The organism is Streptomyces sp. MMG1121, from assembly GCF_001280015.1.
In the GTDB taxonomy this organism is placed as follows: Bacteria; Actinomycetota; Actinomycetes; order Streptomycetales; family Streptomycetaceae; genus Streptomyces.
The window spans coordinates 23,074-44,919 of sequence record NZ_LGDV01000217.1 but is presented as its reverse complement, the minus strand read 5'-3'; the positions used below and the strand labels follow the sequence as shown (position 1 = coordinate 44,919).

The 21,846-nt window shown below is 72.0% G+C and carries 19 protein-coding genes; 13 read left to right on the top strand and 6 right to left on the bottom strand.

Going from position 1 to position 21,846, the window contains the following annotated elements; translation table 11 throughout:
- The coding region (locus tag ADK64_RS31875; RefSeq protein ID WP_053664751.1) for a DEAD/DEAH box helicase at positions 1–1,989 on the bottom strand (1,989 nt) is incomplete at its 3' end.
- Positions 1,990–2,495: 506 nt separating this feature from the next.
- Here ADK64_RS31875 and ADK64_RS31870 point away from each other — a divergent pair.
- Positions 2,496–3,242, top strand: coding sequence for a ferritin-like fold-containing protein (locus ADK64_RS31870; RefSeq protein ID WP_053664749.1), 747 nt, complete (start codon positions 2,496–2,498; stop codon positions 3,240–3,242).
- Between the two features lie 88 nt (positions 3,243–3,330).
- Here the strand turns inward: ADK64_RS31870 and ADK64_RS31865 are convergent, their stop codons facing one another.
- The 4 genes from ADK64_RS31865 to ADK64_RS31850 form a co-directional block, all read right to left on the bottom strand.
- A complete protein-coding gene (locus tag ADK64_RS31865; protein ID WP_053664747.1) occupies positions 3,331–3,597 on the bottom strand; it encodes a hypothetical protein in 267 nt (88 codons plus the stop codon).
- Between the two features lie 171 nt (positions 3,598–3,768).
- Positions 3,769–3,996: a DUF3107 domain-containing protein gene (locus ADK64_RS31860; protein WP_031163497.1), complete on the bottom strand. Its 228-nt coding sequence runs from the start codon at positions 3,994–3,996 to the stop codon at positions 3,769–3,771.
- Positions 3,997–4,130: 134 nt separating this feature from the next.
- Positions 4,131–4,772, bottom strand: coding sequence for a TetR/AcrR family transcriptional regulator (locus ADK64_RS31855; protein ID WP_053664746.1), 642 nt, complete (start codon positions 4,770–4,772; stop codon positions 4,131–4,133).
- 190 nt (positions 4,773–4,962) lie between these two features.
- Positions 4,963–5,187, bottom strand: coding sequence for a hypothetical protein (locus ADK64_RS31850; RefSeq protein ID WP_053664744.1), 225 nt, complete (start codon positions 5,185–5,187; stop codon positions 4,963–4,965).
- A gap of 197 nt (positions 5,188–5,384) precedes the next feature.
- Here ADK64_RS31850 and ADK64_RS31845 point away from each other — a divergent pair, with 197 nt between their 5' ends.
- From ADK64_RS31845 to moeZ, 12 genes are all read left to right on the top strand, one after another.
- On the top strand, positions 5,385–6,404 hold the full coding sequence (locus tag ADK64_RS31845) for an alpha/beta fold hydrolase (protein ID WP_053664742.1): 1,020 nt from the start codon (positions 5,385–5,387) through the stop codon (positions 6,402–6,404).
- A 7-nt stretch (positions 6,405–6,411) separates the two neighbouring features.
- Positions 6,412–8,013 (top strand): DUF3152 domain-containing protein, encoded by a 1,602-nt coding sequence (locus ADK64_RS31840; protein WP_053664740.1) that lies wholly within the window; start codon positions 6,412–6,414, stop codon positions 8,011–8,013.
- A 56-nt stretch (positions 8,014–8,069) separates the two neighbouring features.
- Complete coding sequence (locus ADK64_RS48745; RefSeq protein WP_324614463.1) at positions 8,070–8,165, top strand: Ms4533A family Cys-rich leader peptide; 96 nt, start codon at positions 8,070–8,072, stop codon at positions 8,163–8,165.
- A 180-nt stretch (positions 8,166–8,345) separates the two neighbouring features.
- Positions 8,346–10,064, top strand: a complete 1,719-nt coding sequence (locus ADK64_RS31835; RefSeq protein WP_053664737.1) for an ABC transporter substrate-binding protein — start codon at positions 8,346–8,348, stop codon at positions 10,062–10,064.
- Between the two features lie 4 nt (positions 10,065–10,068).
- Positions 10,069–11,163 (top strand): ABC transporter permease, encoded by a 1,095-nt coding sequence (locus ADK64_RS31830; protein ID WP_053664735.1) that lies wholly within the window; start codon positions 10,069–10,071, stop codon positions 11,161–11,163.
- A complete protein-coding gene (locus tag ADK64_RS31825; protein WP_053664733.1) occupies positions 11,160–12,158 on the top strand; it encodes an ABC transporter permease in 999 nt (332 codons plus the stop codon). Before ADK64_RS31830 ends, ADK64_RS31825 begins: the two co-directional genes overlap by 4 nt.
- A complete protein-coding gene (locus ADK64_RS31820; RefSeq protein ID WP_053664731.1) occupies positions 12,155–13,747 on the top strand; it encodes a dipeptide ABC transporter ATP-binding protein in 1,593 nt (530 codons plus the stop codon). The genes ADK64_RS31825 and ADK64_RS31820 overlap by 4 nt, the downstream gene beginning before the upstream one ends.
- A gap of 201 nt (positions 13,748–13,948) precedes the next feature.
- Positions 13,949–15,691, top strand: a complete 1,743-nt coding sequence (locus ADK64_RS31815) for a DUF3492 domain-containing protein (protein WP_234384778.1) — start codon at positions 13,949–13,951, stop codon at positions 15,689–15,691.
- A 278-nt stretch (positions 15,692–15,969) separates the two neighbouring features.
- Positions 15,970–17,109, top strand: a complete 1,140-nt coding sequence (locus ADK64_RS31810; protein ID WP_324614462.1) for a hypothetical protein — start codon at positions 15,970–15,972, stop codon at positions 17,107–17,109.
- 178 nt (positions 17,110–17,287) lie between these two features.
- Positions 17,288–18,247 (top strand): NAD-dependent epimerase/dehydratase family protein, encoded by a 960-nt coding sequence (locus ADK64_RS31805; RefSeq protein WP_053664725.1) that lies wholly within the window; start codon positions 17,288–17,290, stop codon positions 18,245–18,247.
- Positions 18,235–18,984 carry a spherulation-specific family 4 protein gene (locus ADK64_RS31800; protein WP_053664723.1) on the top strand — a complete coding sequence of 250 codons (750 nt, stop codon included), beginning with the start codon at positions 18,235–18,237 and terminating at the stop codon, positions 18,982–18,984. Before ADK64_RS31805 ends, ADK64_RS31800 begins: the two co-directional genes overlap by 13 nt.
- A gap of 63 nt (positions 18,985–19,047) precedes the next feature.
- Positions 19,048–20,226, top strand: coding sequence for an adenylyltransferase/sulfurtransferase MoeZ (gene moeZ, locus ADK64_RS31795; protein ID WP_053664721.1), 1,179 nt, complete (start codon positions 19,048–19,050; stop codon positions 20,224–20,226).
- Positions 20,227–20,290: 64 nt separating this feature from the next.
- Here moeZ and ADK64_RS31790 read toward each other — a convergent pair whose 3' ends face one another.
- Positions 20,291–21,838 (bottom strand): alpha/beta hydrolase, encoded by a 1,548-nt coding sequence (locus tag ADK64_RS31790; protein WP_053664719.1) that lies wholly within the window; start codon positions 21,836–21,838, stop codon positions 20,291–20,293.
- Between the last annotated feature and the right edge of the window lie 8 nt (positions 21,839–21,846).

Sequence of the window (21,846 nt, the reverse complement as noted above, 5' to 3'; positions counted from 1 at the left end):
CTCGGCGGTGGCCGCGGTCTTGCGGGTGCGGCGGGGCTTGGCCTCCGTGGCTTCTGCCGTGTCGACGGCGGTTTCGGCTACGGCGGCGGCCGTCTTGCGCGTGCGGCGCGGCTTGGCCTCCGTGGCTTCTGCCGTGTCCGCGGTGGTCTCCGCTGCGGTGGCCGTCTTGCGGGTGCGGCGCGGCTTGGCCTCGGGGGCGGGCTCGTCCGTGACCTCGACGGTCTCGGCCGTGGCGACGGCCGTCTCCGCGGCGGGCGCGGCCGTCTTCCGCGTGCGACGGCGCGGCTTCGCCTCCGGCGCTTCCACGGTCACGGTGTCGGACGCCGTCACGGTCTCCGTCACCGTCACGATCGTCTCGGCCACCGGCTCGGCGGCAGGCGCGGGCACCGTCGGCTCCGCCGTCTTGCGGGTGCGGCGACGGCGCGGTGCCTCCGGGGCGTCCGGCGCGGCCGGGGTCTCGACCGTCTCCACTGCCTTGACAGCGGACTCGGCGGACTCGGCGGCCGGCACGGGCTGCGTCGACGCTCCGCCGCGCGTACGGCGACGGCGGCGCAGGGTGCGGGGCCCGGACGGGGACTCCTCCGCCGGGCCGGACTCGGCGGCCGGAGCCGTCGTAGCGGCCGGCGTGGCAGTGGTGGCGTCCAGCGGGGTACCACCGCGCGTGCGACGGCGACGGCGCGGCGTACGGGACGGACGCTCGCGCTCGGCCGGGGCGGCGGCCACCTCGGCGCGGCCACCTCGGCCACCTCGGTCACCGCGCTCCCCTCGGCCACCGCGACCGCGCGCACCGCGGCCACCGGTCTCGCCCAGGTCCTCCAGCTCCTCCGCGTCCAGACCCGCACGGGTCCGCTCCGAGCGCGGTAGGGTGCCCTTGGTGCCCGCGGGGATGCCGAGGTCGGAGAACAGGTGCGGAGAGCTCGAGTACGTCTCCAGCGGGTCGTTGAAGTCCAGCTCCAGCGCCTTGTTGATCAGCTGCCAGCGCGGGATGTCGTCCCAGTCGACGAACGTGATCGCCGTACCCTTGGCGCCCGCGCGGCCGGTTCGTCCGACCCGGTGGAGGTACGTCTTCTCGTCCTCGGGGGACTGGTAGTTGATGACGTGGGTGACACCCTCGACGTCGATGCCGCGCGCGGCGACGTCGGTGCAGACGAGGACGTCGACCTTGCCGTTGCGGAAAGCCCGCAGCGCCTGCTCGCGGGCGCCCTGGCCGAGGTCGCCGTGGACCGCGCCGGAGGCGAAGCCGCGGCGCTCCAGCTGCTCGGCGATGTCGGCGGCCGTGCGCTTGGTCCGGCAGAAGATCATCGCCAGTCCGCGGCCGTCGGCCTGCAGGATGCGGGCGACCATCTCCGGCTTGTCCATGTTGTGCGCGCGGTAGACGAACTGCTTGATGTTCGCGACCGTCACGCCCTCGTCGTCCGGCGCGGTGGCACGGATGTGCGTGGGCCGGGACATGTACCGGCGGGCGAGGCCGATCACCGCGCCCGGCATGGTCGCCGAGAACAGCATGGTCTGCCGCTTGACCGGCAGCATGTTGATGATCTTCTCGACGTCGGGCAGGAAGCCCAGGTCGAGCATCTCGTCGGCCTCGTCGAGGACCAGGCTCTTGATGTGCTTCAGGTTCAGCTTCTTCTGGCCCGCGAGGTCGAGCAGTCGGCCCGGGGTGCCGACGACGACGTCGACGCCCTTCTTCAGGGCCTCGACCTGCGGCTCGTAGGCCCGGCCGCCGTAGATCGCCGTCACGCGCACGTTACGGACCTTGCCGGCCGTCAGCAGGTCGTTCGTGACCTGCTGGCACAGCTCGCGCGTCGGGACGACGACGAGCGCCTGCGGGGCGTCCGTGAGGGCCTCGGGAGCGGCGCGTCCGGCCTCGACGTCGGCGGGGACGGTGACGCGCTCCAGGAGCGGGAGGCCGAAGCCGAGCGTCTTGCCGGTGCCGGTCTTGGCCTGGCCGATGACGTCCGTGCCGGAAAGGGCGACCGGGAGCGTCATCTCCTGGATGGGGAAGGGCGAGATGATGCCGACGGCCTCCAGGGCCTCGGCGGTCTCGGGAAGGATTCCGAGTTCTCGAAACGTCGTAGTCAGGGTGCTGCCTCTTCTGTGTGGTGCGGTGCGAGGCGAGCGCGGGGGTCATGACTGACCGTGCCGGGGACGTCGGCTGCCGTACGGGCGAACCACTCGGGCAAGCCGTATGACACGGGACCTCTGCCGACGCTCTAGCGCTCGTACCGCTGAGGGTGTCCCTCCGGTCGTCGTACGTACTGAAAGCCGTACGGCCAGGGAGGGCTGTCGGGTCGGAGCCGATCGGGCCACCGACCGGGCATCCTCATGCGTGCGGCCTGTCGGGACACGTCGAACATCGTCAACGCACTCATCAGGCGCATTACCACCATACCCCGGATCGGCGCACATGCGATGGCCGATTTGGTCACGTAGTCGTGGTCACACTGATCGGCCAGGCACTTCCGGGGCGGCGCAAGCGGACTATTGTGCGCCTCATGACTAGCTCTGACAAGCCTGAGAACGCGTCCGCCGCTTCCGCCGGACCCACCGGTGTCGCCGCCCAGGACTGGGCGCAGGCCTCCGCCGAACCGCAGTACCGTGCCGCGGTCGTGGACCTGCTCGGTGCGCTCGCGTACGGGGAGCTGGCGGCGTTCGAGCGGCTCGCGGAGGACGCCAAGCTGGCGCCGACCCTCGCGGACAAGGCCGAGCTGGCGAAGATGGCCTCGGCCGAGTTCCACCACTTCGAGCGCCTGCGGGACCGGCTGACCGAGGTCGGCGAGGAGCCGACGGCCGCCATGGACCCGTTCGTCGCGGCGCTGGACGGCTTCCACCGGCAGACCGCGCCCTCGGACTGGCTGGAGGGCCTGGTCAAGGCGTACGTCGGCGACTCGATCGCGAGCGACTTCTACCGCGAGGTCGCCGCCCGGCTCGACTCCGACACACGCGAGCTGGTCCTCGCCGTGCTCGACGACACCGGGCACGCCGGGTTCGCGGTGGAGAAGGTACGGGCCGCGATCGACGCCGACCCGCGCGTGGGAGGCCGGCTGGCGCTGTGGGCGCGGCGGCTGATGGGCGAGGCGCTGTCGCAGTCCCAGCGGGTGGTCGCGGACCGGGACGCGCTGTCCACGATGCTCGTGGGCGGGGTGGCCGACGGGTTCGATCTCGCGGAGGTCGGCCGGATGTTCTCGCGGATCACCGAGGCTCACACGAAGCGGATGGCCGCGCTGGGCCTGGCCGCGTAGCGCTCCGTGGGGCGGGTGCGGTGCGTTGCGCGGCCGCGGGTCACTCGTGGCTGGTCGCGCAGTTCCCCGCGCCCCTCGGGGCGCGGTCCTACGCCGTCGCTGATCGGCGCAGGCCCGTCGACGGGCGCAGGAGGAGGGACAGGGAGGCTGCCGAGACGACGGCGGCTCCCGCGAGGCTCAGCCAGGCGACGCCGGGGCCCAGCGCGGTGTGGGTGACGAAGTCGCCGAAGAGGGCTCCGGCGATGCCTGTCGAGAACACCAGGGGGCGGGCCGGGAGCCGGTGGGAGAGGCGGTGCGCGGCCGCCCACGCCAGGGCGAGACCGAGCACAGCGGATCCGAGCGCTTCCAGGATCATCTCGAGGTCCTCCCACGGCACGCCTGCCCTTGACGGTCGTAGCCCGTCATACCCGTGACCTGCGGACGGCAATCCTCCGCTGTGCGGGAGTTGTGCGCCGTCTGTGCGCATATGCCCATGAAGAAAGGGCCCGGCGGCGACAAGCCACCGGGCCCTTCTCACTACGTCGGCCTACAGCGTGCCGAATCCGACCTTGCGCACGGTCGGCTCGCCGATCTCGACGTACGCCAGACGGTCGGTCGGCACGAGGACCTTGCGGCCCTTCTCGTCCTGGAGGCTCAGCAGCTGCGTCTTTCCGGCCAGCGCGTCGCTCACCAGACGCTCGACCTCCTCGACGCTCTGACCGCTCTCCAGAACGATCTCGCGGGGCGCGTACTGCACGCCGATCTTGACCTCCACGGCTATGTCCCTCCGACGGCCAGTGATGTGCGCGATCTTCCGCGCCGTACGCAGCACACATTAGCCCGGTGAGGGGAGGTACACGCTCCCGGCCGGAACGCCATCAGCGAACAGCTGCCGGGAACAAACGGCCGTCAGTGGGGTTCGGTGCCGTGCAGCGGGAAGCCGGCGATGCCCCGCCAGGCCAGCGAGGTCAGCAGCTGCACCGCCTGCTCGCGCGGGACGCTGCGGTCGCTGTGCAGCCAGGAACGGGCCACCACCTGGGCGAGACCGCCGAGACCGGAGGCGAGCAGCATCGACTCCGCGCGCGAGAGCCCCGTGTCCTCGGCGATGACCTCGCAGATCGCCTCGGCGCACTCGTTCGTGACCTTGTCGACGCGCTCGCGCACCGCGGGCTCGTTCGTCAGGTCCGACTCGAAGACCAGCCGGAAGGCGCCGCCGTCGTCCTCGACGTACGCGAAATAGGCGTCCATGGTGGCGCGCACGCGCTGCTTGTTGTCCGTCGTGGACGCGAGTGCGGTGCGCACGGCCTGGATCAGTGACTCGCAGTGCTGGTCCAGCAGGGCGAGGTACAGGTCGAGCTTGCCCGGGAAGTGCTGGTAGAGCACCGGCTTGCTGACGCCGGCCCGCTCGGCGATGTCGTCCATCGCCGCGGCGTGATAGCCCTGCGCGACGAAAACCTCCTGTGCGGCGCCCAGCAGCTGGTTCCGCCGGGCTCGGCGCGGTAGACGCGTGCCACGCGGGCGTGCTGCCTCAGTCTGCTCGATGGCTGTCACGCCGCCTCCCAAAGTCGTCCACATGCGGTGTCGGCCGCGCGGCCATCGTACTTTTCGGTAACCCTGGTGTGCGCGGTGCGAGCGCAGAATTTCACGTACCGGACGTCGGCGAAAGCCGCAACGAGGGCCTTGTGAGGCCGGAGGCGTCCGCCGAGGTCACCGGAGGGGTCCGCCGCGGGAGCCCGCGGGGTCAGCGGTAGTCGTCCTCGTCGAGCGCGACCACCCGTGACTGTTCGACCAGATCGGCCACGTTCGCGCGGTCCTGGTTCACTCCCGTCAGCGGGTCGTCGCGGAGCGGCGCGATGTCGGCGTGCTGTTCCGCGGCGTCCACTTCGGGGGCCTCGACGTCGACCTCCGCGGCCGTCTCGGCCTCCAGGTCGTCGGTCACATCGGGCTCTGTGGGGTCATAGGCCATGGTGGGCTCCCTTCCTACGAACGTCCCTGGAAGCAGCAGGGGCCACAATGCGGGTGCCCTGGGTACGAGCCTAGGAGAGAGCAGATCCGGACGCCATGCATCGCACCCCTTCGCCGCCCGGTTCACCGGACTCGTGCGACTCACGCTGTGACGGCGAACACACGAGCCCCGGCGTGATCACCTCGTAACATTGCCGCATGTCTTCGACCGAGTCGCCGTCCGTGCCGGCCGCCAGTGTGCTTCACCCGGCGTCGCCCGTACGGGTCGGTGAGGGCGAGCGGCTGCGGCCCGTGGGGCTGCCCGGTGTCACCCTGTCGATCCGTTCCCGCCGTCCCGCGCGCGAGGGCCTGCCGCCCGCGCTCTACGTCCATGGGCTCGGCGGTTCCTCGCAGAACTGGTCGGCACTGATGGCCGAGCTGGACGGCGTCGTCGACAGCGAGGCGCTCGACCTGCCGGGCTTCGGCGACTCCCCGCCCCCGGACGACGGCGACTACTCCGTCACCGGGCACGCGCGCGCGGTCATCCGCTATCTCGACGCCTGCGGCCGTGGCCCGGTCCACCTCATCGGCAACTCGCTGGGCGGCGCCGTCACCACGCGCGTGGCCGCCGTACGCCCCGACCTCGTCCGTACGCTCACACTCGTCTCGCCCGCCCTGCCCGAGCTGCGCATCCAGCGCACCGCGGCACCGACCGCCCTGCTCGGGGTGCCCGGCATCGCCGCCCTCTTCACCCGGCTCACCCGCGAGTGGACGGCCGAGCAGCGGGTGCGCGGGGTCATGGCCCTCTGTTACGGCGACCCCGGGCGAGTGTCACCGGAGGCGTTCCGGTACGCCGTCGAGGAGCTGGAGCGGCGGCTGGGGCTGCCGTACTTCTGGGACGCGATGGCTCGCTCCGCGCGCGGGATCGTCAACGCCTACACGCTCGGCGGACAGCACGGGCTGTGGCGCCAGGCCGAGCGCGTGCTCGCGCCGACCCTGCTGATCTACGGCGGCCGTGACCAGCTGGTCGGCTTCCGCATGGCCGCCAAGGCCGCCCGTTCCTTCCGCGACTCCCGCCTGCTGTCCATGCCGGACGCCGGGCACGTGGCGATGATGGAGTACCCGGAGGTGGTGGCCGGGGCGTTCCGGGACTTCCTGGCCGGTACCGGGGAGTCCGGAACGGGCGCCACGCGCGTGTCCGCGGCCGGCGACGTCACTGCCCCGGGCGCGGGGAGCTGAGGCCGGCGTGGGACGCCACAGCCGCCGCGGACCGGCCCCCAAGGGCAACGCCGCGGACATAGCCGCGAGGCGCGCTCAGAACGCTGAGAGTGCTGCGAGTGCCGAGAACGCCGAGAACGCCGAGAGCGCCGCGAACCCGGACAGGGCGGTTCGGGCGGAACGGAGGGTGCCGCCGCCTGTGCGCGGGGTGCCCCGGCTGCCCGACGGCACGCCCGCCCATGGGGTGCCGCGTCTTCCTGACGGCACGTCTGCGCATGGTGTGCCGGGTTTCGCCGGTGGCCCTCGCGCGCGCGATGTGACTCGTTTTCCCGACGGGACGCCCGCTCAGGGGGTGCCCCGGCTGCCCGACGGCACGCCCGCCCATGGCATGCCCCGATTTCCTGACGGCACCCCGGCTCACGGTGTGCCCCGGTTCCCCGATGGCACCCCCGCCCACGGTGTGCCCCGTCTCCGTGAGGGCGGTCCCGTGCGGGGCGGCCATCCCGAGCAGCGGGAACGTGGCGGTGGCTGGGGGGAGTTCGCCGACCGGGCCCGGGCCGCCGAGGGACCCGGTGTCGTGCTTCCGCGGCAGCGGCAGGCGGGGCCGGGGGGCGGGCCCCGGCAGGACTACCTCGACGCCTTCGGCGATGCGCGTGGCAGCGGTGCGGACCTTGAGGACGTCGACGTCTTCGCGGCCCGCGCGCGCGGGCCACGCCGTATCGACGAGATGCCGGCGGACGCTCCGGACGCTCCGGACGCTCCCAAGGCTCCGGGCGAGGCGAACGAGGGGGACGGCGGCGATGTACCACCCCCCGTCGCCCTGCCCGCGCAGCGCTCCGGCGGCAAGGGGCGGGCCTTCACCGGTGTCGCCGCGGCCGCCGTCACCACCGTGCTCGCCGTGATCGTCGCAGGTCAGGTGACCGGCAGCCGGGACGGCGGCGCCACGCGGTCGCGGTCCGCCACCGACCAGGCCGGTGACGCGCGGGCCCCGGGAGAGTCGACGCCCTCCCCCTCGGCGAGCGCGGCGACGCTGACGTACGAGCAGGCGATGGACCGGACGTACCCGCTCAGCGCCAAGCTGAAGGCTTCGGGGAGGTTCGACGCCGTGCCCGGTTTCGACAAGGCGCCCGGCGGCGGGCGCAAGTACACCTACCGCGTGGACATCGAGCAGGGGCTGGGGCTGGACGGCGCGCTGTTCGCCGAGGCCGTGCAGAAGACCCTGAACGACAAGCGCAGTTGGGCCCACGGCGGGGCCCGTACCTTCGAGCGGATCTCCTCCGGCAAGCCCGACTTCGTGATCACGCTGGCCAGCCCCGGCACGACCGCCGCATGGTGCGCCAAGTCCGGGCTGGACACCACGGAGGACAACGTCTCCTGCGACTCCGCTTCCACCGAACGAGTGATGATCAATGCATACAGGTGGGCACAGGGCAGCGTGACATATGGGGACAAAATCCACCCGTACCGGCAAATGTTGATCAATCATGAGGTCGGGCACCGGCTCGGCTACGGCCACGTGACCTGTCAGAAGAGCGGCGAACTCGCCCCTGTCATGCAGCAGCAGACCAAGTTCCTCGACCATGACGGAATCCACTGTCTGCCCAATCCCTGGCCTTATCCCGGGAGTTGACAGGAGCCGCTCATGTCACATTGACATGAGCCGCAAGTTCGTTCATATTTCTGCGCATGTGGTCTAGTCATGCCGTCCGTAGGAGCGCCGCCATCGAGCTGGCGCTCATCGGCGTGACCGCGCTCTGCGTGGCCGACATCCACTGTCGCTGACGCCGCCTCCCTGGCGTTCGCGTCGCGACTCTTCCTTTTCCTCTCCGTCCGTGACCCTGTCACGGGCTTTTCGACGACCCGGCGCCGGGGCCGACGTCTGCTCGCAGTCGTCTCACTCCTCGTCCACATGTCTCACTCTTCGAGAAAACCTCGATCAGTCCCCGAGAGGTCGTCATTCCGATGCGTCAACCGTCCGTCATAGCGCGCCGCGTGGCAGCGGCATCCGTCAGCCTGGTCGTGGCAGCGGGCGCCGCCGCCTGCGGCCCGAAGGACAGCGATGCCAAGGGCTCCGGTGGCGACTCCACGCCCCACAAGGGCGGCACCCTGACGGTGCTGAACTCCCAGCCCCAGACCGACTTCGACCCCGCCCGCCTCTATACGTCCGGCGGCGGAAACGTCCCCTCGCTCGTCTTCCGCACCCTCACCACCCGCAACCGCGAGAACGGCGCGGCCGGCTCCAAGGTCGTCCCCGACCTCGCCACCGACACCGGGCGCCCCAACAAGGACGCGACCGTGTGGACGTACACCCTGAAGAAGGGCCTCAAGTACGAGGACGGCACGCCGATCACCTCGGCCGACATCAAGTACGGCATCGAGCGCTCCTTCGCCCCCGAGCTGTCCGGCGGTGCCCCCTATCTGCGGGACTGGCTGGCCGGCGCGGCCGACTACCAGGGCCCCTACAAGGACAAGAAGGGGCTCTCGTCGATCGAGACGCCCGACGCCCGGACTATCGTCTTCCACCTGGACAAGCCCGAGGGCGAGTTCCCGTTCCTCGCCACGCAGACGCAGTTCACGCCGGTGCCCCAGAGCAAGGACGACGGCACCAAGTACGAGGAGCACCCGATCTCGTCCGGCCCGTACAAGGTCGTCAAGAACGAGAACGACGGCGAGCACGTGCTCCTCGAGCGCAACACGTACTGGTCCGCGGCCACCGACGACGAGCGCAAGGCGTACCCGGACACCATCGACGTCCGCTCCGGCCTCGACTCCTCGGTGATCAACCAGCGGCTGTCCGCGTCCCAGGGTGCGGACGCGGCCGCGGTCACCACGGACACCAACCTCGGCCCGGCCGAACTCGCCAAGGTCAGCGGCGACAAGGGCCTCGCCGCGCGTGTGGGCACCGGCCACTTCGGCTACACGAACTACATCGCGTTCAACCCGACCGTGAAGCCGTTCGACAACCCCAAGGTGCGGCAGGCGATCGCGTACGCGGTCGACCGGTCCTCGGTGGTCAACGCGGCCGGCGGCAGCGCGCTCGCCGAGTCCGCGACCACCTTCCTGCCCAACCAGAAGTCCTTCGGCTACACGCCGTACGACCCGTTCCCGGCGGGCGCGTCCGGCAACGCGGCCAAGGCCAAGGAGCTGCTCGCGCAGGCCGGTTACAAGAACGGGCTCACCGTCACGCTGACCCACTCCAACGCCAAGGACTTCGAGACCAGCCCGGAGATCGCGACCGCCGTCCAGGACGCGCTCAAGAAGGCCGGCATCACGGTCAAGCTGCAGGGCCTGGAGGACAACGACTACCGGGACACGATCCACACCGTGAAGACCGAGCCCGGCTTCTTCCTGGCCCACTGGGGTGCCGACTGGCCCTCCGGCGGCCCCTTCCTCGCCCCGATCTTCGACGGCCGGCAGATCGTCAAGGACGGCGCGAACTTCAACACGGGCCTGCTCAATGACAAGTCGGTCAATGACGAGATTGATGCGATCAACAAGTTGACCGACCTCGACGCCGCCGCCCAGCGATGGGGCGCACTGGACAAGAAGATCGGCGAGCAGGCCCTCGTCGTGCCGCTGTTCCACCCGGTCTACAAGCGCCTGTACGGCTCTGACGTCAAGAACATCGTCATCAGCGACTGGACCGGCGTCCTCGACATCTCCCAGGTCGCGGTGAAGTAGCGCCGTGAGCGAGGCACTTGTCGCCGTCGAGACCGCCGGGACGGATCCGTCCGTCCCGGCGGCCTCGGGGGCACGTCAGTTCTGGCGGCGGCTGCGCACACAGCGCGCCGCCCTGGTCGCCGCGGCCGTCGTCGCGCTGCTCGTCCTGATCGCGCTCGCCGCGCCGCTGCTCACCGCCCTGGAGGGCCAGGACCCCACCACGTACCACCCGTCCCTGATCGACTCCGCGCGCGGGGGCGTGCCCATCGGCTCCTTCGGCGGCATCGGCGCCGACCACTGGCTGGGCGTCGAACCGCAGACCGGCCGCGACATGTTCGCCCGGCTCGTCTACGGGGCTCGCGTGTCACTGGGTGTCGCACTCGCGGCCACGGTGGTGCAGGTGGCCCTCGGCGTCGCCGTGGGCGTGGCCTCCGGTCTGGGCAACCGCTGGGTCGACCTGGTGCTGAGCCGGATCACCGACATCTTCGTCTCGATGCCGCTGATGATCATGGCGCTGGCGCTGTTGGCGGTCGTCCCGAACAGCTTCCCGCGGCCCGTGCTCGTCGCCCTCGTCATCGCCCTGGTCTCCGGCTGGAGCACCACGGCGAAGATGGTGCGCGCCCAGACCCTCACCCTGAAGAACCTCGACTACGTCGCCGCGTCCCGGCTCAGCGGCTGGAGCACCTGGCGCACCGCCGTACGCGAACTGCTCCCGGGCCTCGCCGCCCCGGTCATCACGTACTCCGCGCTGCTGATCCCGTCGAACATCAGCGCCGAGGCGGCCCTGTCCTTCCTCGGTGTCGGGGTGAAGCCGCCGACGGCCTCGTGGGGACAGATGCTCACCTCCGCCGACGTCTGGTACCAGGCCGCGCCGCAGTATCTGCTGCTGCCCGCCGCCGCGCTGTTCGTGACCGTGCTCGCGCTGACCGTCCTCGGCGACGGCGTGCGCGTCGCCCTCGACCCGCGCGCGGCCTCGCGCCTGCGCATCGGCACCGGCCGCAAGCGGGAGTCCCGCGCCAGGACCGCCGTACCGAAGCGGGAGTCCCGCGCCGAGACCGCCGTACCGAAGCGGGAGACCCGCGCGGAGACGGTCGCACCGAAGAAGGAGGACCGGGCATGAGCGGCCTCACCGGCTTCGTCCTGCGCCGCGTCATCGGCGCCGTGGTCACCCTGTTCGCGCTCTCGGTGATCATCTACGTCGTCTTCTACGTCACCCCCGGCAACGTCGCCCAGATCACCTGCGGACCGCGCTGCTCCCCGGCACAGGTCCACCAGGTGGCCCAGCAACTGCACCTGGACGACCCGCTGTACGTGCGCTACTGGCACTTCCTCCAGGGCCTGTTCGTGGGGCAGGACTTCTCGACCGGTACGTCCGTCGAGCACTGCTCGGCGCCCTGCCTGGGCCAGTCGTACCAGACCGACCAGCAGGTCACCGACATCATCCTGACCAAGCTGCCGGTCAGCTTCTCGCTGGTGCTCGGCGGAATGGTGATCTGGCTGGTGCTGGGCGTCGGCACCGGTGTGCTCTCCGCCTGGCGGCGCGGCCGGTTCAGCGAGCGCGTGCTGACCGCGATCACCCTGGCGGGCACGGCCACGCCCGTCTTCGTGATCGGCCTGATCCTGATGATCGTGGTCTGCGGCGAACTCCAGCTGCTGCCCTTCCCGGAGTACGTGAACTTCACCGACGACCCCGAGCAGTGGGCGTGGAACCTGCTGCTGCCCTGGCTCTCGCTCGCCCTCATCGAGGCGGCCGGCTTCGCCCGCCTCACGCGCGCGTCGATGCTGGAGACGCTCGCCGAGGACCACATCCGCACGTTCCGCGCGTACGGCGTCGGCGAGCGCGCGATCATCGCCCGGCACGCGCTGCGCGGCGCGACCGCGTCCGTCATCGCGCTCAACGCGGTCACCTTCGGCTCGGCCGTCGGCGGCGCCGTCCTCACCGAGACCCTGTTCGGGCTGCCCGGCATCGGCCAGGAGCTGGTGCACGCGGTGCAGGTCGTGGACCTGCCGGTGGTCGTCGGCATGGTCCTGGTCATCGGCTTCTTCGTGGTCCTCGCCAACGCTGTCGCGGACGTGCTGTACGCGGTGGCCGACCGACGGGTGGTGCTCGCATGAGTCTGGTGGACGTCACGGACCTGACCGTCGAGTTCGGCTCCCTGCGGGCCGTGGACGGACTCTCCTTCAGCCTGGCGAAGGGCGCCGCCCTGGCCCTCGTCGGCGAGTCCGGCTCCGGCAAGTCCACGGTCGCGGGAGCCCTGCTGGGCCTGCACCGGGGCACCGGGGCACGGGTCGCCGGCTCGGTCCGGGTGGCCGGCACCGACGTCCAGGACGCCTCCGACGAGGAACTGCGGCGGCTGCGCGGCGCCAAGGCCGCCATGGTCTTCCAGGACCCGCTGTCCTCGCTCGACCCGTACTACGCGATCGGCGACCAGATCGCCGAGGTCCATCGCGTGCACACGCGCGTGTCGCGTCGCAGCGCACGCGCGCGTGCCGTGGAGGTGCTGGAGCGGGTTGGAATTCCGGACGCGGTACGGCGGTCCCGGTCCCGCCCGCACGAGTTCAGCGGCGGCATGCGCCAGCGCGCCCTCATCGCCATGGCCCTCGCCTGCGAGCCGGACCTGTTGATCGCCGACGAGCCGACCACCGCCCTCGACGTCACCGTCCAGGCCCAGATCCTCGACCTGCTGCACACGCTGCGCGAGGAGACCGGCATGGGCCTGCTGCTCGTCACCCACGATGTGGGCGTCGCAGCCGAGAGCGCGGACGACATCCTCGTCATGCGGCACGGCAGGGCCGTCGAGCACGGCCCCGTCGGCACCGTCCTCGCGGCGCCCGACCAGGCGTACACCCGCGCACTCCTCGACGCCGTCCCGCGCGTGGACGCGCGCCGCACCGGCTCCCCGGCCACCGAGGAGGTCGTGCTGGAGGCCACCGGGCTGCGACGCGAGTTCGGGCGCGGCAAGCGGGCGTTCGCGGCCGTGGACGGCGTCTCGCTGACCGTCCGCCGCGGCGAGACCCTCGGCGTGGTCGGGGAGAGCGGCAGCGGCAAGACCACGCTGGGCCGGATGCTGGTGGGCCTGCTGGAGCCGACCGCCGGCGCGATCCGCTACGAAGGCCACCCGCACACCGCGGTGGATCCGGCGGTCCAGATGGTCTTCCAGGATCCGGTCTCCTCCCTCAACCCCCGCCGCAGCGTGGGCGAGTCCATCGCCGACCCACTCCGCGCGCGTGGCGAGGGGGACGAGCAGCGCGTCCGGGGGCGCGTGGCGGAACTGCTGGAGCGCGTGGGGCTCGAAAGGGCGCACTACGACCGCTACCCGCACGAGTTCAGCGGTGGCCAGCGCCAGCGCATCGGCATCGCCCGCGCGCTCGCCGCCGAACCGCGCGTCATCGTCTGCGACGAGCCCGTCTCCGCGCTCGACGTCACCACGCAGGCCCAGGTGGTCGACCTGCTCGGCGAACTCCAGCGGGAACTCGGTCTCGCGCTGGTCTTCATCGCCCACGACCTCGCCGTCGTACGGCAGGTCAGCGACCGGGTCGCGGTCATGCGGCGCGGCCGGGTCGTCGAGTACGGCCCCGCCGACGAGGTGTACGACAGCCCGCGCGAGCCCTACACCCAGCAGCTCCTGGCCGCCGTACCCGCGCTCGACCCGGCGCTGGCGGCCCAGCGGCGCGCGGCCCGCCGGGAACCGGCCGTGGCGTAACGTTTCGTGCATGGTTGATCGCCGTATGAAGCCTTAGCGCGGCGGAACGCGACCCGCACGCGAAAGTTACGACCGTTCACCCCTTTTGGTGGCGCGATGGACAACCGTCCGTCGCGCCACCGCCTCGCCCCCTTACGTTCGTCCCGCTGCGAGCCGCCGGGACAACGGCGGCTCCCCAAACGGGAGATCGGGGGTGCACGCGTGCGCATCGGACTGATTACGGAGGGTGGCTACCCGTATGTGAGCGGTGACGCCGGACTCTGGTGCGACCGGCTCGTGCACGGGCTCGAGCAGCACGAGTTCGACCTCTACGCGCTCAGCCGCGGCCGGCACCAGGAGGACGAGGGTTGGGTCCCGCTCCCGCCGCAGGTCGGCCGGGTGCGTACGGCACCGCTGTGGACGGCGGAGGACGACGGGGTCACGTACGGACGGCGCGCGCGCCGGCGCTTCACCGAGTGCTACGGGGAACTGGTCGGCGCGGTGTGCGCCGGAGCCGCCCCGGCGGTCGACGGCGCGTCCGGGCAGGGGGCCAGGGGCGGGGTCGGGGCCGGGGGTGGGGCCGAGGATCTGGCGGACCGTTTCGGCAGCGCGCTGTACGGACTCGCCGACCTCGCGCGTGAGAAGGGCGGACTGGTCGGCGCCCTGCGCTCGGACGCCGCCGTACGCACCCTGGAACGCGCCTGTCGCGCCCCCGGCGCGCTGCGCACGGCGCGCGAGGCACGCGTCCCCGACCTGCTCACCGTCACCGCGCACCTCGAACGCGCCCTGCGGCCGCTCTCCCTCGACTGGTACGGCGACGACGGCCTCGGCGCGGCCGACCTCTGTCACGCCACCGCCGGCGGCTCCGCCGCCCTTCCCGGGCTGCTCTCCCGGCACTTCGGCGGCGTACCGCTGCTCGTCACCGAGTACGGTGTGCCGCTGCGCTCGCACTACCTGGCGCTCGGCCCCGACGCCGCCGCCCCCGCCGTGCGCGCGCTCCTCGGCGCCTTCCACGGCCGGCTCGCCGCCGAGGTCTACCGGTGCGCCGAGATCCTCACGCCCGGCAACGCCCATGCCCGCCGCTGGCAGGAACGGTGCGGCGCCGACCGGGCCCGGATCCGCACGGTCTACCCGGGCATGGACGCCACCCGCTTCGCGGAGGTCGGCGAGTCCGCCGACCGCGCCGACCCCGACACCCTGGTCTGGGTCGGGCGCGTCGAACCCGCCAAGGACCTGATCTCGCTCCTGCACGCCTTCGCCGAGGTCCGCAAAGAGGAGCCCAAGGCGTGCCTGCGGATCGTCGGCGCGCCCGTCGGCCCCGAGGGCGCGGCCTACCTCGGACACTGCCGGGCGCTCGCCGCCCAGCTCTTCCCGGACGAGGCGGAGGGCGTGCACGCCGTCGGCGACAACCCGGTCTCCTTCGAGGAGATCGGCGGCCCCGAGGCTCCGACGTTGGCCGACGCGTACGCCGCCGGCGCGGTCGTCGTGCTGTCCAGTGTGGTGGAGGGCTTCCCGATCAGCCTCGTCGAGGCCATGCTCTGCGGCCGGGCCACGGTGTCCACGGACGTCGGCGCGGTGGTGGAGGTCATCGGCGGCACGGGACTGGTCGTGCCCCCGCGCAATCCACGGGCGCTCGCCGAGGCCTGCGTGGCGCTGCTGCACGACCCCGAGCGCCGTGAGCGCCTCGGCGCCGCCGCACGCGCCCGCGCGCTCGAACTGTTCACCGTCGAGCAGAACATCACGGCATTTAACGGCATTTACTTGCAGATCGTGTCGCACTGCCCGGTGCGCCGGGTCGTCCTCGACGAGGCCGGCGGACCACGGCCGTTCGCCGCCCCCGCCGAGTCCCACGTCCCAGGCCGCTGGACCGGCCCCACGGCCCGCGTGCTGCCCAGGACCGCCCCCGGCTGGGCCACGACCGCACCGGTACGCGCGACACCACTGGCGGCTGCGGAGGGGGCGTGATGGACGTACGGGACGACGGCAACGGCAACGGCCGCGGCAGCGGGGACGGGCTCAGCAGATCGGGGCTGCCCGGAATGCCCAGCGGCGCGGAGCCGTGGGACTCGAGGACGGGGGAGTGGTTCGGGCAAGAGGACCGAGAGGACCGAGAGGGCCAAGAGGACAGGGACAAGCACAGGGGCGCGCGGAGCGCTGTGGGAGCAGGCGGTGGGGAGGCCACGTCCGCCGCGCCTGCCGAGACCTCGCCCGACGGCCCTGGGTCTTCTGTGCCGACGGCCTCCGTGAGCGCCCCCGGCGCGTCGGTGCGCACCGCGCCCCGGCGTGGAGCCGCCGACCCCGTGAAGGCCCTGCTGCACCGGCACCGTGAGCTGTGTGAGCGGGCCGTGGACCCGCTGGAGATCGCCGCCGGGCTGGAGGCGCACGGCATCACCGATCGGACCGCCGCCCGGTTCCGTCACCGTGACGTCTTCTCGCTGGCCGAGGAGCTGTACGCGCGCGTGCCGCGCAGCAGTGGTGACGCCTGTTCCGCGCCCGACCCCCTTCCCGTGCCCCGTATCCGGGCCGACTGGGTGCTGCTCTCCCTGCTGCCCGGTGCCCTCGGCGCGGCCACCGCGGCCGGAGTGCGCCTCAGCCACGGGCAGCTCCGTCCCCTCGTGGCCCTGGCCGGCCTCCTCGCCGTCGCCTTCGCCACGCGCACGGCGCTGCGCCGCGGGCCCCTCGCGGACCCGACCGGCACGCCCGCGTGGCGCACGGCCTGCGGCACGCGGGCGTGGACCCTCTGGCTGCTCGGGTACGCCGTCTTCGGCGACGGTCTCCTCGACGCCGTCCTGACCGGCGGCCCCGACGCCCTCCCGACCGGCGCCCCGGACGGCCCCTGGCCCACGGCCACCGCGCCCGCCCTGGCCCTCACGCTGGCCTGCGCTCCGGCGGCCTGGTGCGCCCGTCTGCTCAGCGCGGGAGCCCGCCGCAGGCTCGTCGGCAGCCGGGGCCTGGAGGACTTCAAGGCCGCCGCGAAACCCCTGCTGTTCGGCGCGTTCGCCCTGTTCCTCGGCGCGCTCACCGCACTGCTCCTGCTCTGCGGCACGCTCCTGCACGAGCCCGCGGCCTACGCACAGGCCCTCACCCTGGGCGCCCTGCTCCTGCTCGCCCGACTGCTCGTCGTGCACCACCACCGACGCGCCCCGGCCCTCACGCTGGGCGCCGCGGCGGCGACGGAGGTGGCTGCCAACGCCCTGCCGCTGGCCGGCCGGCTGCCCGGCTGCGCCTTGCTGGCGACCCCCGTCCGGACCCTCGTGAACACGTGGGGCGTCGCCGCCGTCCCGGCCCTCGCCTGCGGCGTCGCGGCCCTGGCCCTGCTCCTGCACGCCGGCCGCACCCTCACCCAGGCCTCGGCACACGCGCCCACGGGAGCCCCCGAGTGAACCCTCCGCCGACGGCCCACCGCCGCAGGCACCCGCGCCACCCCTTCGAAGGAGAAGACCAGATGACCACCTCCCGACCCGGAGCGTCCGGAGCCACCGGAACCGCCGGAGCGCCCGCAACGACCGGAGCCTTCGCCACGGCCGGTTCCGCCGGCGCGCACACCCCGGGAGCCGACCGATGAGGGTCCTGCTGATCGGAGCCAACGGATACATCGGCCGCTTCGTCGCCGACCGCCTGCTCGCCGACCCGGCCGTCCAGCTCACCGCGCTCGGCCGCGGCGACGACGCCGACGTCCGCTTCGACCTCGCCAGCGGCAGCCCGGGCGCACTCACCCGCTTCCTCGACGCCGTCCACCCCGGAGTCGTCGTCAACTGCGCGGGCGCCACCCGTGGCGGCGCCCGCGAACTCACCCGGCACAACACCGTCGCCGTCGCCACCGTCTGCGAGGCCCTGCGCCGCAGCGGCTGCGGCGCCCGCCTGGTGCAGATCGGCTGCGGCGCGGAGTACGGACCCAGCCAGCCCGGCTCCTCCACCGCCGAGGACGCCGTGCCCCGTCCCGGCGGTCCGTACGGCGTCAGCAAGCTCGCCGCGACCGAACTGGTCCTCGGCTCGGGCCTGGACGCCGTCGTGCTCCGCGTCTTCTCCCCGGCCGGACCGGGCACCCCGGCCGGTTCCCCGCTGGGCCGGCTCGCCGAGGCCATGCGCCGCGCCATGCAGTCCGGAGACGGCGAACTCAAGCTCGGCGGGCTCGGCGCACAGCGCGACTTCATCGACGTACGCGACGTCGCCCGCGCCGTGCACGCCGCCTCACTCTCCGCCGCGCAGGGCGTCATCAACATCGGCTCCGGCCGCGCCGTCCGGCTCCGCGACGCCGCCGCCGTCCTCGCCCGGGTCGCCGGGTACGGCGGCGCCCTGCACGAACTCGACGCCCCGCCCGGGCCGCTGCGCGCCACGATCGGCCACCCCCGCTCCGACCCCGACCACGCGGCCCCGGTCGCCTACCCGTACCCGGACGGCTGCGGCAGCTGGCAGCAGGCCGACGTGCGCACCGCGCGGGACCGGCTCGGCTGGCGGCCCCGCATCAACCTCGAAGAATCCCTGGCCGACATCTGGATGGAGGCGGCATGCCGCATCTGACCAGCACCACAGCGGGCGCCACGAGCACCGGCCTGCGCACCGCACTCGGCGTCCCCGGCTACGCCCACCCGCTCGTCGCCCCCGCCCAGTGGGCCGAACTCGCCCGTCCGGGCACCCCGCTGGACTGGGTGGTCCTCAACGTGTCCGCGGGGCCCGGCACCCGCCCCGACCCGCACTGCCTGGAGGCCGTGAGCCGACTGCGCAACGTCGGCGTCCGCGTCCTCGGTCAGCTGGACGTCACCTACGGCGCCCGCCCCTTCGCCGACCTGCTCGGCGACGCGCACCGCCACCTCGACTGGTACCGCGTCGACGGCTTCCTGCTGGACCGCTGCCCCACCGAGCGCACCGCGCTCCCCGAGGTCCGCCGGGCCGTCACCACGCTCCGGGCGATCAGTGACAGCGCCCACATCGTCCTCGGCCACGGCAGCCACCCGCACCCCGGCTACGCGGAGAACGCCGACCAGCTGGTGACCTTCTCCGGCTCCTGGTCCGACTACCGCTGGTCGCAGGTCGCCGAGTGGACCGCCGACTTTCCGCCGGACCGCTTCTGCCACTTCGTGCACGGCGTACCCCGCGGTCATCTGGACGAGGCACTGCGCATCGCCCGCTGGCAGGGAGCCGCGACGATCTACATCACCGACCGCACGGACCGGGGCGGCCGCACCGACCCCTGGGAGACGATGCCCGGCTACTGGGACGAAATCGTCTCGCGTATCGGAACAGGTGTCTCGGAATGAAGAAGGCCGTGGCAGTGTTACGGGGAGAACAACTGTAGTGATTGACCGACCAACGGAGTCCCCGTGTCGCTGCCACCCCTGGTCGAGCCAGCTTCTGAGCTCACCGTAGACGAGGTCCGCCGGTACTCCCGCCACCTGATCATCCCCGACGTGGGCATGGACGGGCAGAAGCGGCTGAAGAACGCCAAGGTGCTCTGTGTCGGCGCCGGCGGCCTGGGCTCGCCCGCGCTGATGTACCTGGCCGCCGCGGGCGTGGGCACGCTCGGCATCGTGGAGTTCGACGAGGTCGACGAGTCGAACCTGCAGCGCCAGATCATCCACAGCCAGGCCGACATCGGCCGCTCCAAGGCCGAGTCGGCGCGTGACAGCGTCAAGGGCATCAACCCGTACGTGAACGTGATCCTTCACGAAGAGCGGCTCGAAGCCGAGAACGTGATGGACATCTTCAGCCAGTACGACCTGATCGTCGACGGCACCGACAACTTCGCGACCCGCTACCTGGTCAACGACGCCTGCGTGCTGCTGAACAAGCCGTACGTGTGGGGATCGATCTACCGCTTCGACGGCCAGGCCTCCGTCTTCTGGTCCGAGCACGGCCCCTGCTACCGCTGCCTCTACCCGGAGCCGCCGCCCCCCGGCATGGTCCCCTCCTGCGCCGAGGGCGGCGTCCTGGGCGTGCTGTGCGCGTCCATCGGCTCCATCCAGGTCAACGAGGCCATCAAGCTCCTGGCGGGCATCGGCGAGCCGCTGGTCGGCCGCCTGATGATCTACGACGCCCTGGAGATGCAGTACCGCCAGGTCAAGGTCCGCAAGGACCCGAACTGCGCGGTCTGCGGCGAGAACCCGACCGTCACCGAGCTCATCGACTACGAGGCCTTCTGCGGCGTCGTGTCCGAGGAGGCCCAGGAGGCGGCCGCCGGTTCGACGATCACTCCGAAGCAGCTCAAGGAGTGGATCGACGACGGCGAGAACATCGAGATCATCGACGTCCGCGAGCCGAACGAGTACGAGATCGTCTCCATCCCGGGCGCCAAGCTGATCCCGAAGAACGAGTTCCTCATGGGCACCGCCCTGCAGAGCCTCCCGCAGGACAGGAAGATCGTCCTGCACTGCAAGACCGGTGTCCGCAGCGCGGAGGTCCTCGCGGTCCTGAAGTCCGCCGGCTTCGCCGACGCCGTCCACGTGGGCGGCGGCGTCATCGGCTGGGTCAACCAGATCGAACCGCACAAGCCGGTCTACTGAGCCGGTTCCCGGTGCGGATGGCGGGGGCTTCGGGCGCGTACGGCGCCCGGGGCCCCCGTCGCCGTCAGGAGCAGACCTTCCCGTCCTTGGGCACCGTCCCGTTCAGCAGGTAGCTGTTCACCGTGCTCTGCACACACTTGTTCTTGCTGTCGTACGCGCCGTGCCCCTGGCCCTTGTACGTCAGCTCGACGCCGACTCCCCTGCCGAGCGCGTCGACCATCTTCTTCGCGCCCTCGTACGGGGTGGCGGGGTCGCCGGTGTTGCCGACGACGAGGATGGGTGCCGACCCGGGTGCGCTGACGTCGGGATGGTCGGCGGCGCCCGGCACGGCCCAGTTGTTGCAGCTGATCAGGCCCCAGGCCAGGTAGTCCCCGAACAGCGGGGCGGCGGCGCGGAATTCGGGCACCTTGCGCTGGATGTAGTCCACGCTGTACCGCGGCTTCTCGTCGGCGCAGTTGATCGCGATGTTGGCCGCGGTGAGGTTGCTGTACTGGCCGTTCTGGTCGCGGCCGTTCAACGCGTCGGAGAGCAGCATGAGGATCTTGCCGTCGCCGGCGTAGGCGTCCTCCAGGCCCTCGGTCAGGTACTCCCAGAAGTCCTTCGAGTACAGGGACTGCGCGATGCCGTTCGTCGCGGCGGTCTGGGTGAGCTGGCGCGGGGGGATGCCGGGGATCGGGTTCTTCTCCAGGTCGTTCAGCAGTTTCGCGATGCGGTTCTTCACGTCCTGCGGGGTGTCGCCGATCGGGCACTGCGTGGTCTTCGACGTGCAGTCCTCGGCGAAGTTGTCCAGCGCGAGCTGGAAGCCCTTGGCCTGTCCGAGCGCGCTCTGCTCGGGGTTCTGCGTGGGGTCGACGACGCCGTCGAATACGGCCCGGCCGACGTTCTGGGGGAACAAGTGGGCGTACACGCCGCCGAGTTCGGTGCCGTAGGAGATGCCGAAGTAGTGCAGCTTGTCGTCTCCGAGCACCTGGCGCAGCAGGTCCATGTCGCGGGCCGCGTCCGTGGTCGCCACGTGCGGCAGGACCTTCTTGGAGTTCTTCTCGCAGGCCGCGTTGAACTGGTTGGTGCGGTCCACCAGTTGGGTGCGCTCGGCGCTGGTGTCGGGTGTGGCGTCCTGCTGGAAGTACACGTCCAGCTGGTCGTCGCTCTCGCATTTGACCGGCGCGCTGCGGCCGACCCCGCGCGGGTCGAAGCTGACCAGGTCGTAGCGGGTGCGCAGGACGTCGTAGTCCGAGCCGAACGCGGGCAGCGTGCTCACACCGCTGCCGCCGGGGCCGCCGAAGTTGAACACGAGTGAGCCGATCCGCTTGCTCGCGGGTCCGCTGGTCCTGGCCCGGATCAGGGCGATGTCGATCGTGTCGCCCTTCGGGTTGCCCCAGTCCAGGGGCGCCTTCATGGTGGCGCACTGCCATGTGCCGCCCTTCGGCAGCGGGGACGGAGCAGTGCCGCCGCCCTCGGCCTGGGACGGGGACGGGCAGTCCTTCCAGTCCAGCTTCTGCGCCGTGAGATCCCCGTCCTTGGCGCTGCCGTCGCCGCATCCGGCCAGCAGCGCGGACAGCAGCACGGCGGTGGTGGTGAGGACGGCGGCGCGCAGCCGGGAGGGGTTCGCCATGCATCCAT

Bases quoted from the DNA above. Each gene is read 5' to 3' on its own strand.
- ADK64_RS31825 (WP_053664733.1), top strand. From the start codon at position 11,160: ATGAGCGGCCTCACCGGCTTCGTCCTGCGCCGCGTCATCGGCGCCGTG.
- ADK64_RS31850 (WP_053664744.1), bottom strand. From the start codon at position 5,187: ATGGCCTATGACCCCACAGAGCCCGATGTGACCGACGACCTGGAGGCC.
- ADK64_RS31790 (WP_053664719.1), bottom strand. From the start codon at position 21,838: ATGGCGAACCCCTCCCGGCTGCGCGCCGCCGTCCTCACCACCACCGCC.
- ADK64_RS31865 (WP_053664747.1), bottom strand. From the start codon at position 3,597: ATGATCCTGGAAGCGCTCGGATCCGCTGTGCTCGGTCTCGCCCTGGCG.
- ADK64_RS48745 (WP_324614463.1), top strand. From the start codon at position 8,070: ATGTGGTCTAGTCATGCCGTCCGTAGGAGCGCCGCCATCGAGCTGGCG.
- ADK64_RS31800 (WP_053664723.1), top strand. From the start codon at position 18,235: ATGCCGCATCTGACCAGCACCACAGCGGGCGCCACGAGCACCGGCCTG.
- ADK64_RS31870 (WP_053664749.1), top strand. From the start codon at position 2,496: ATGACTAGCTCTGACAAGCCTGAGAACGCGTCCGCCGCTTCCGCCGGA.
- ADK64_RS31835 (WP_053664737.1), top strand. From the start codon at position 8,346: ATGCGTCAACCGTCCGTCATAGCGCGCCGCGTGGCAGCGGCATCCGTC.
- ADK64_RS31845 (WP_053664742.1), top strand. From the start codon at position 5,385: ATGTCTTCGACCGAGTCGCCGTCCGTGCCGGCCGCCAGTGTGCTTCAC.
- ADK64_RS31820 (WP_053664731.1), top strand. From the start codon at position 12,155: ATGAGTCTGGTGGACGTCACGGACCTGACCGTCGAGTTCGGCTCCCTG.
- ADK64_RS31805 (WP_053664725.1), top strand. From the start codon at position 17,288: ATGAGGGTCCTGCTGATCGGAGCCAACGGATACATCGGCCGCTTCGTC.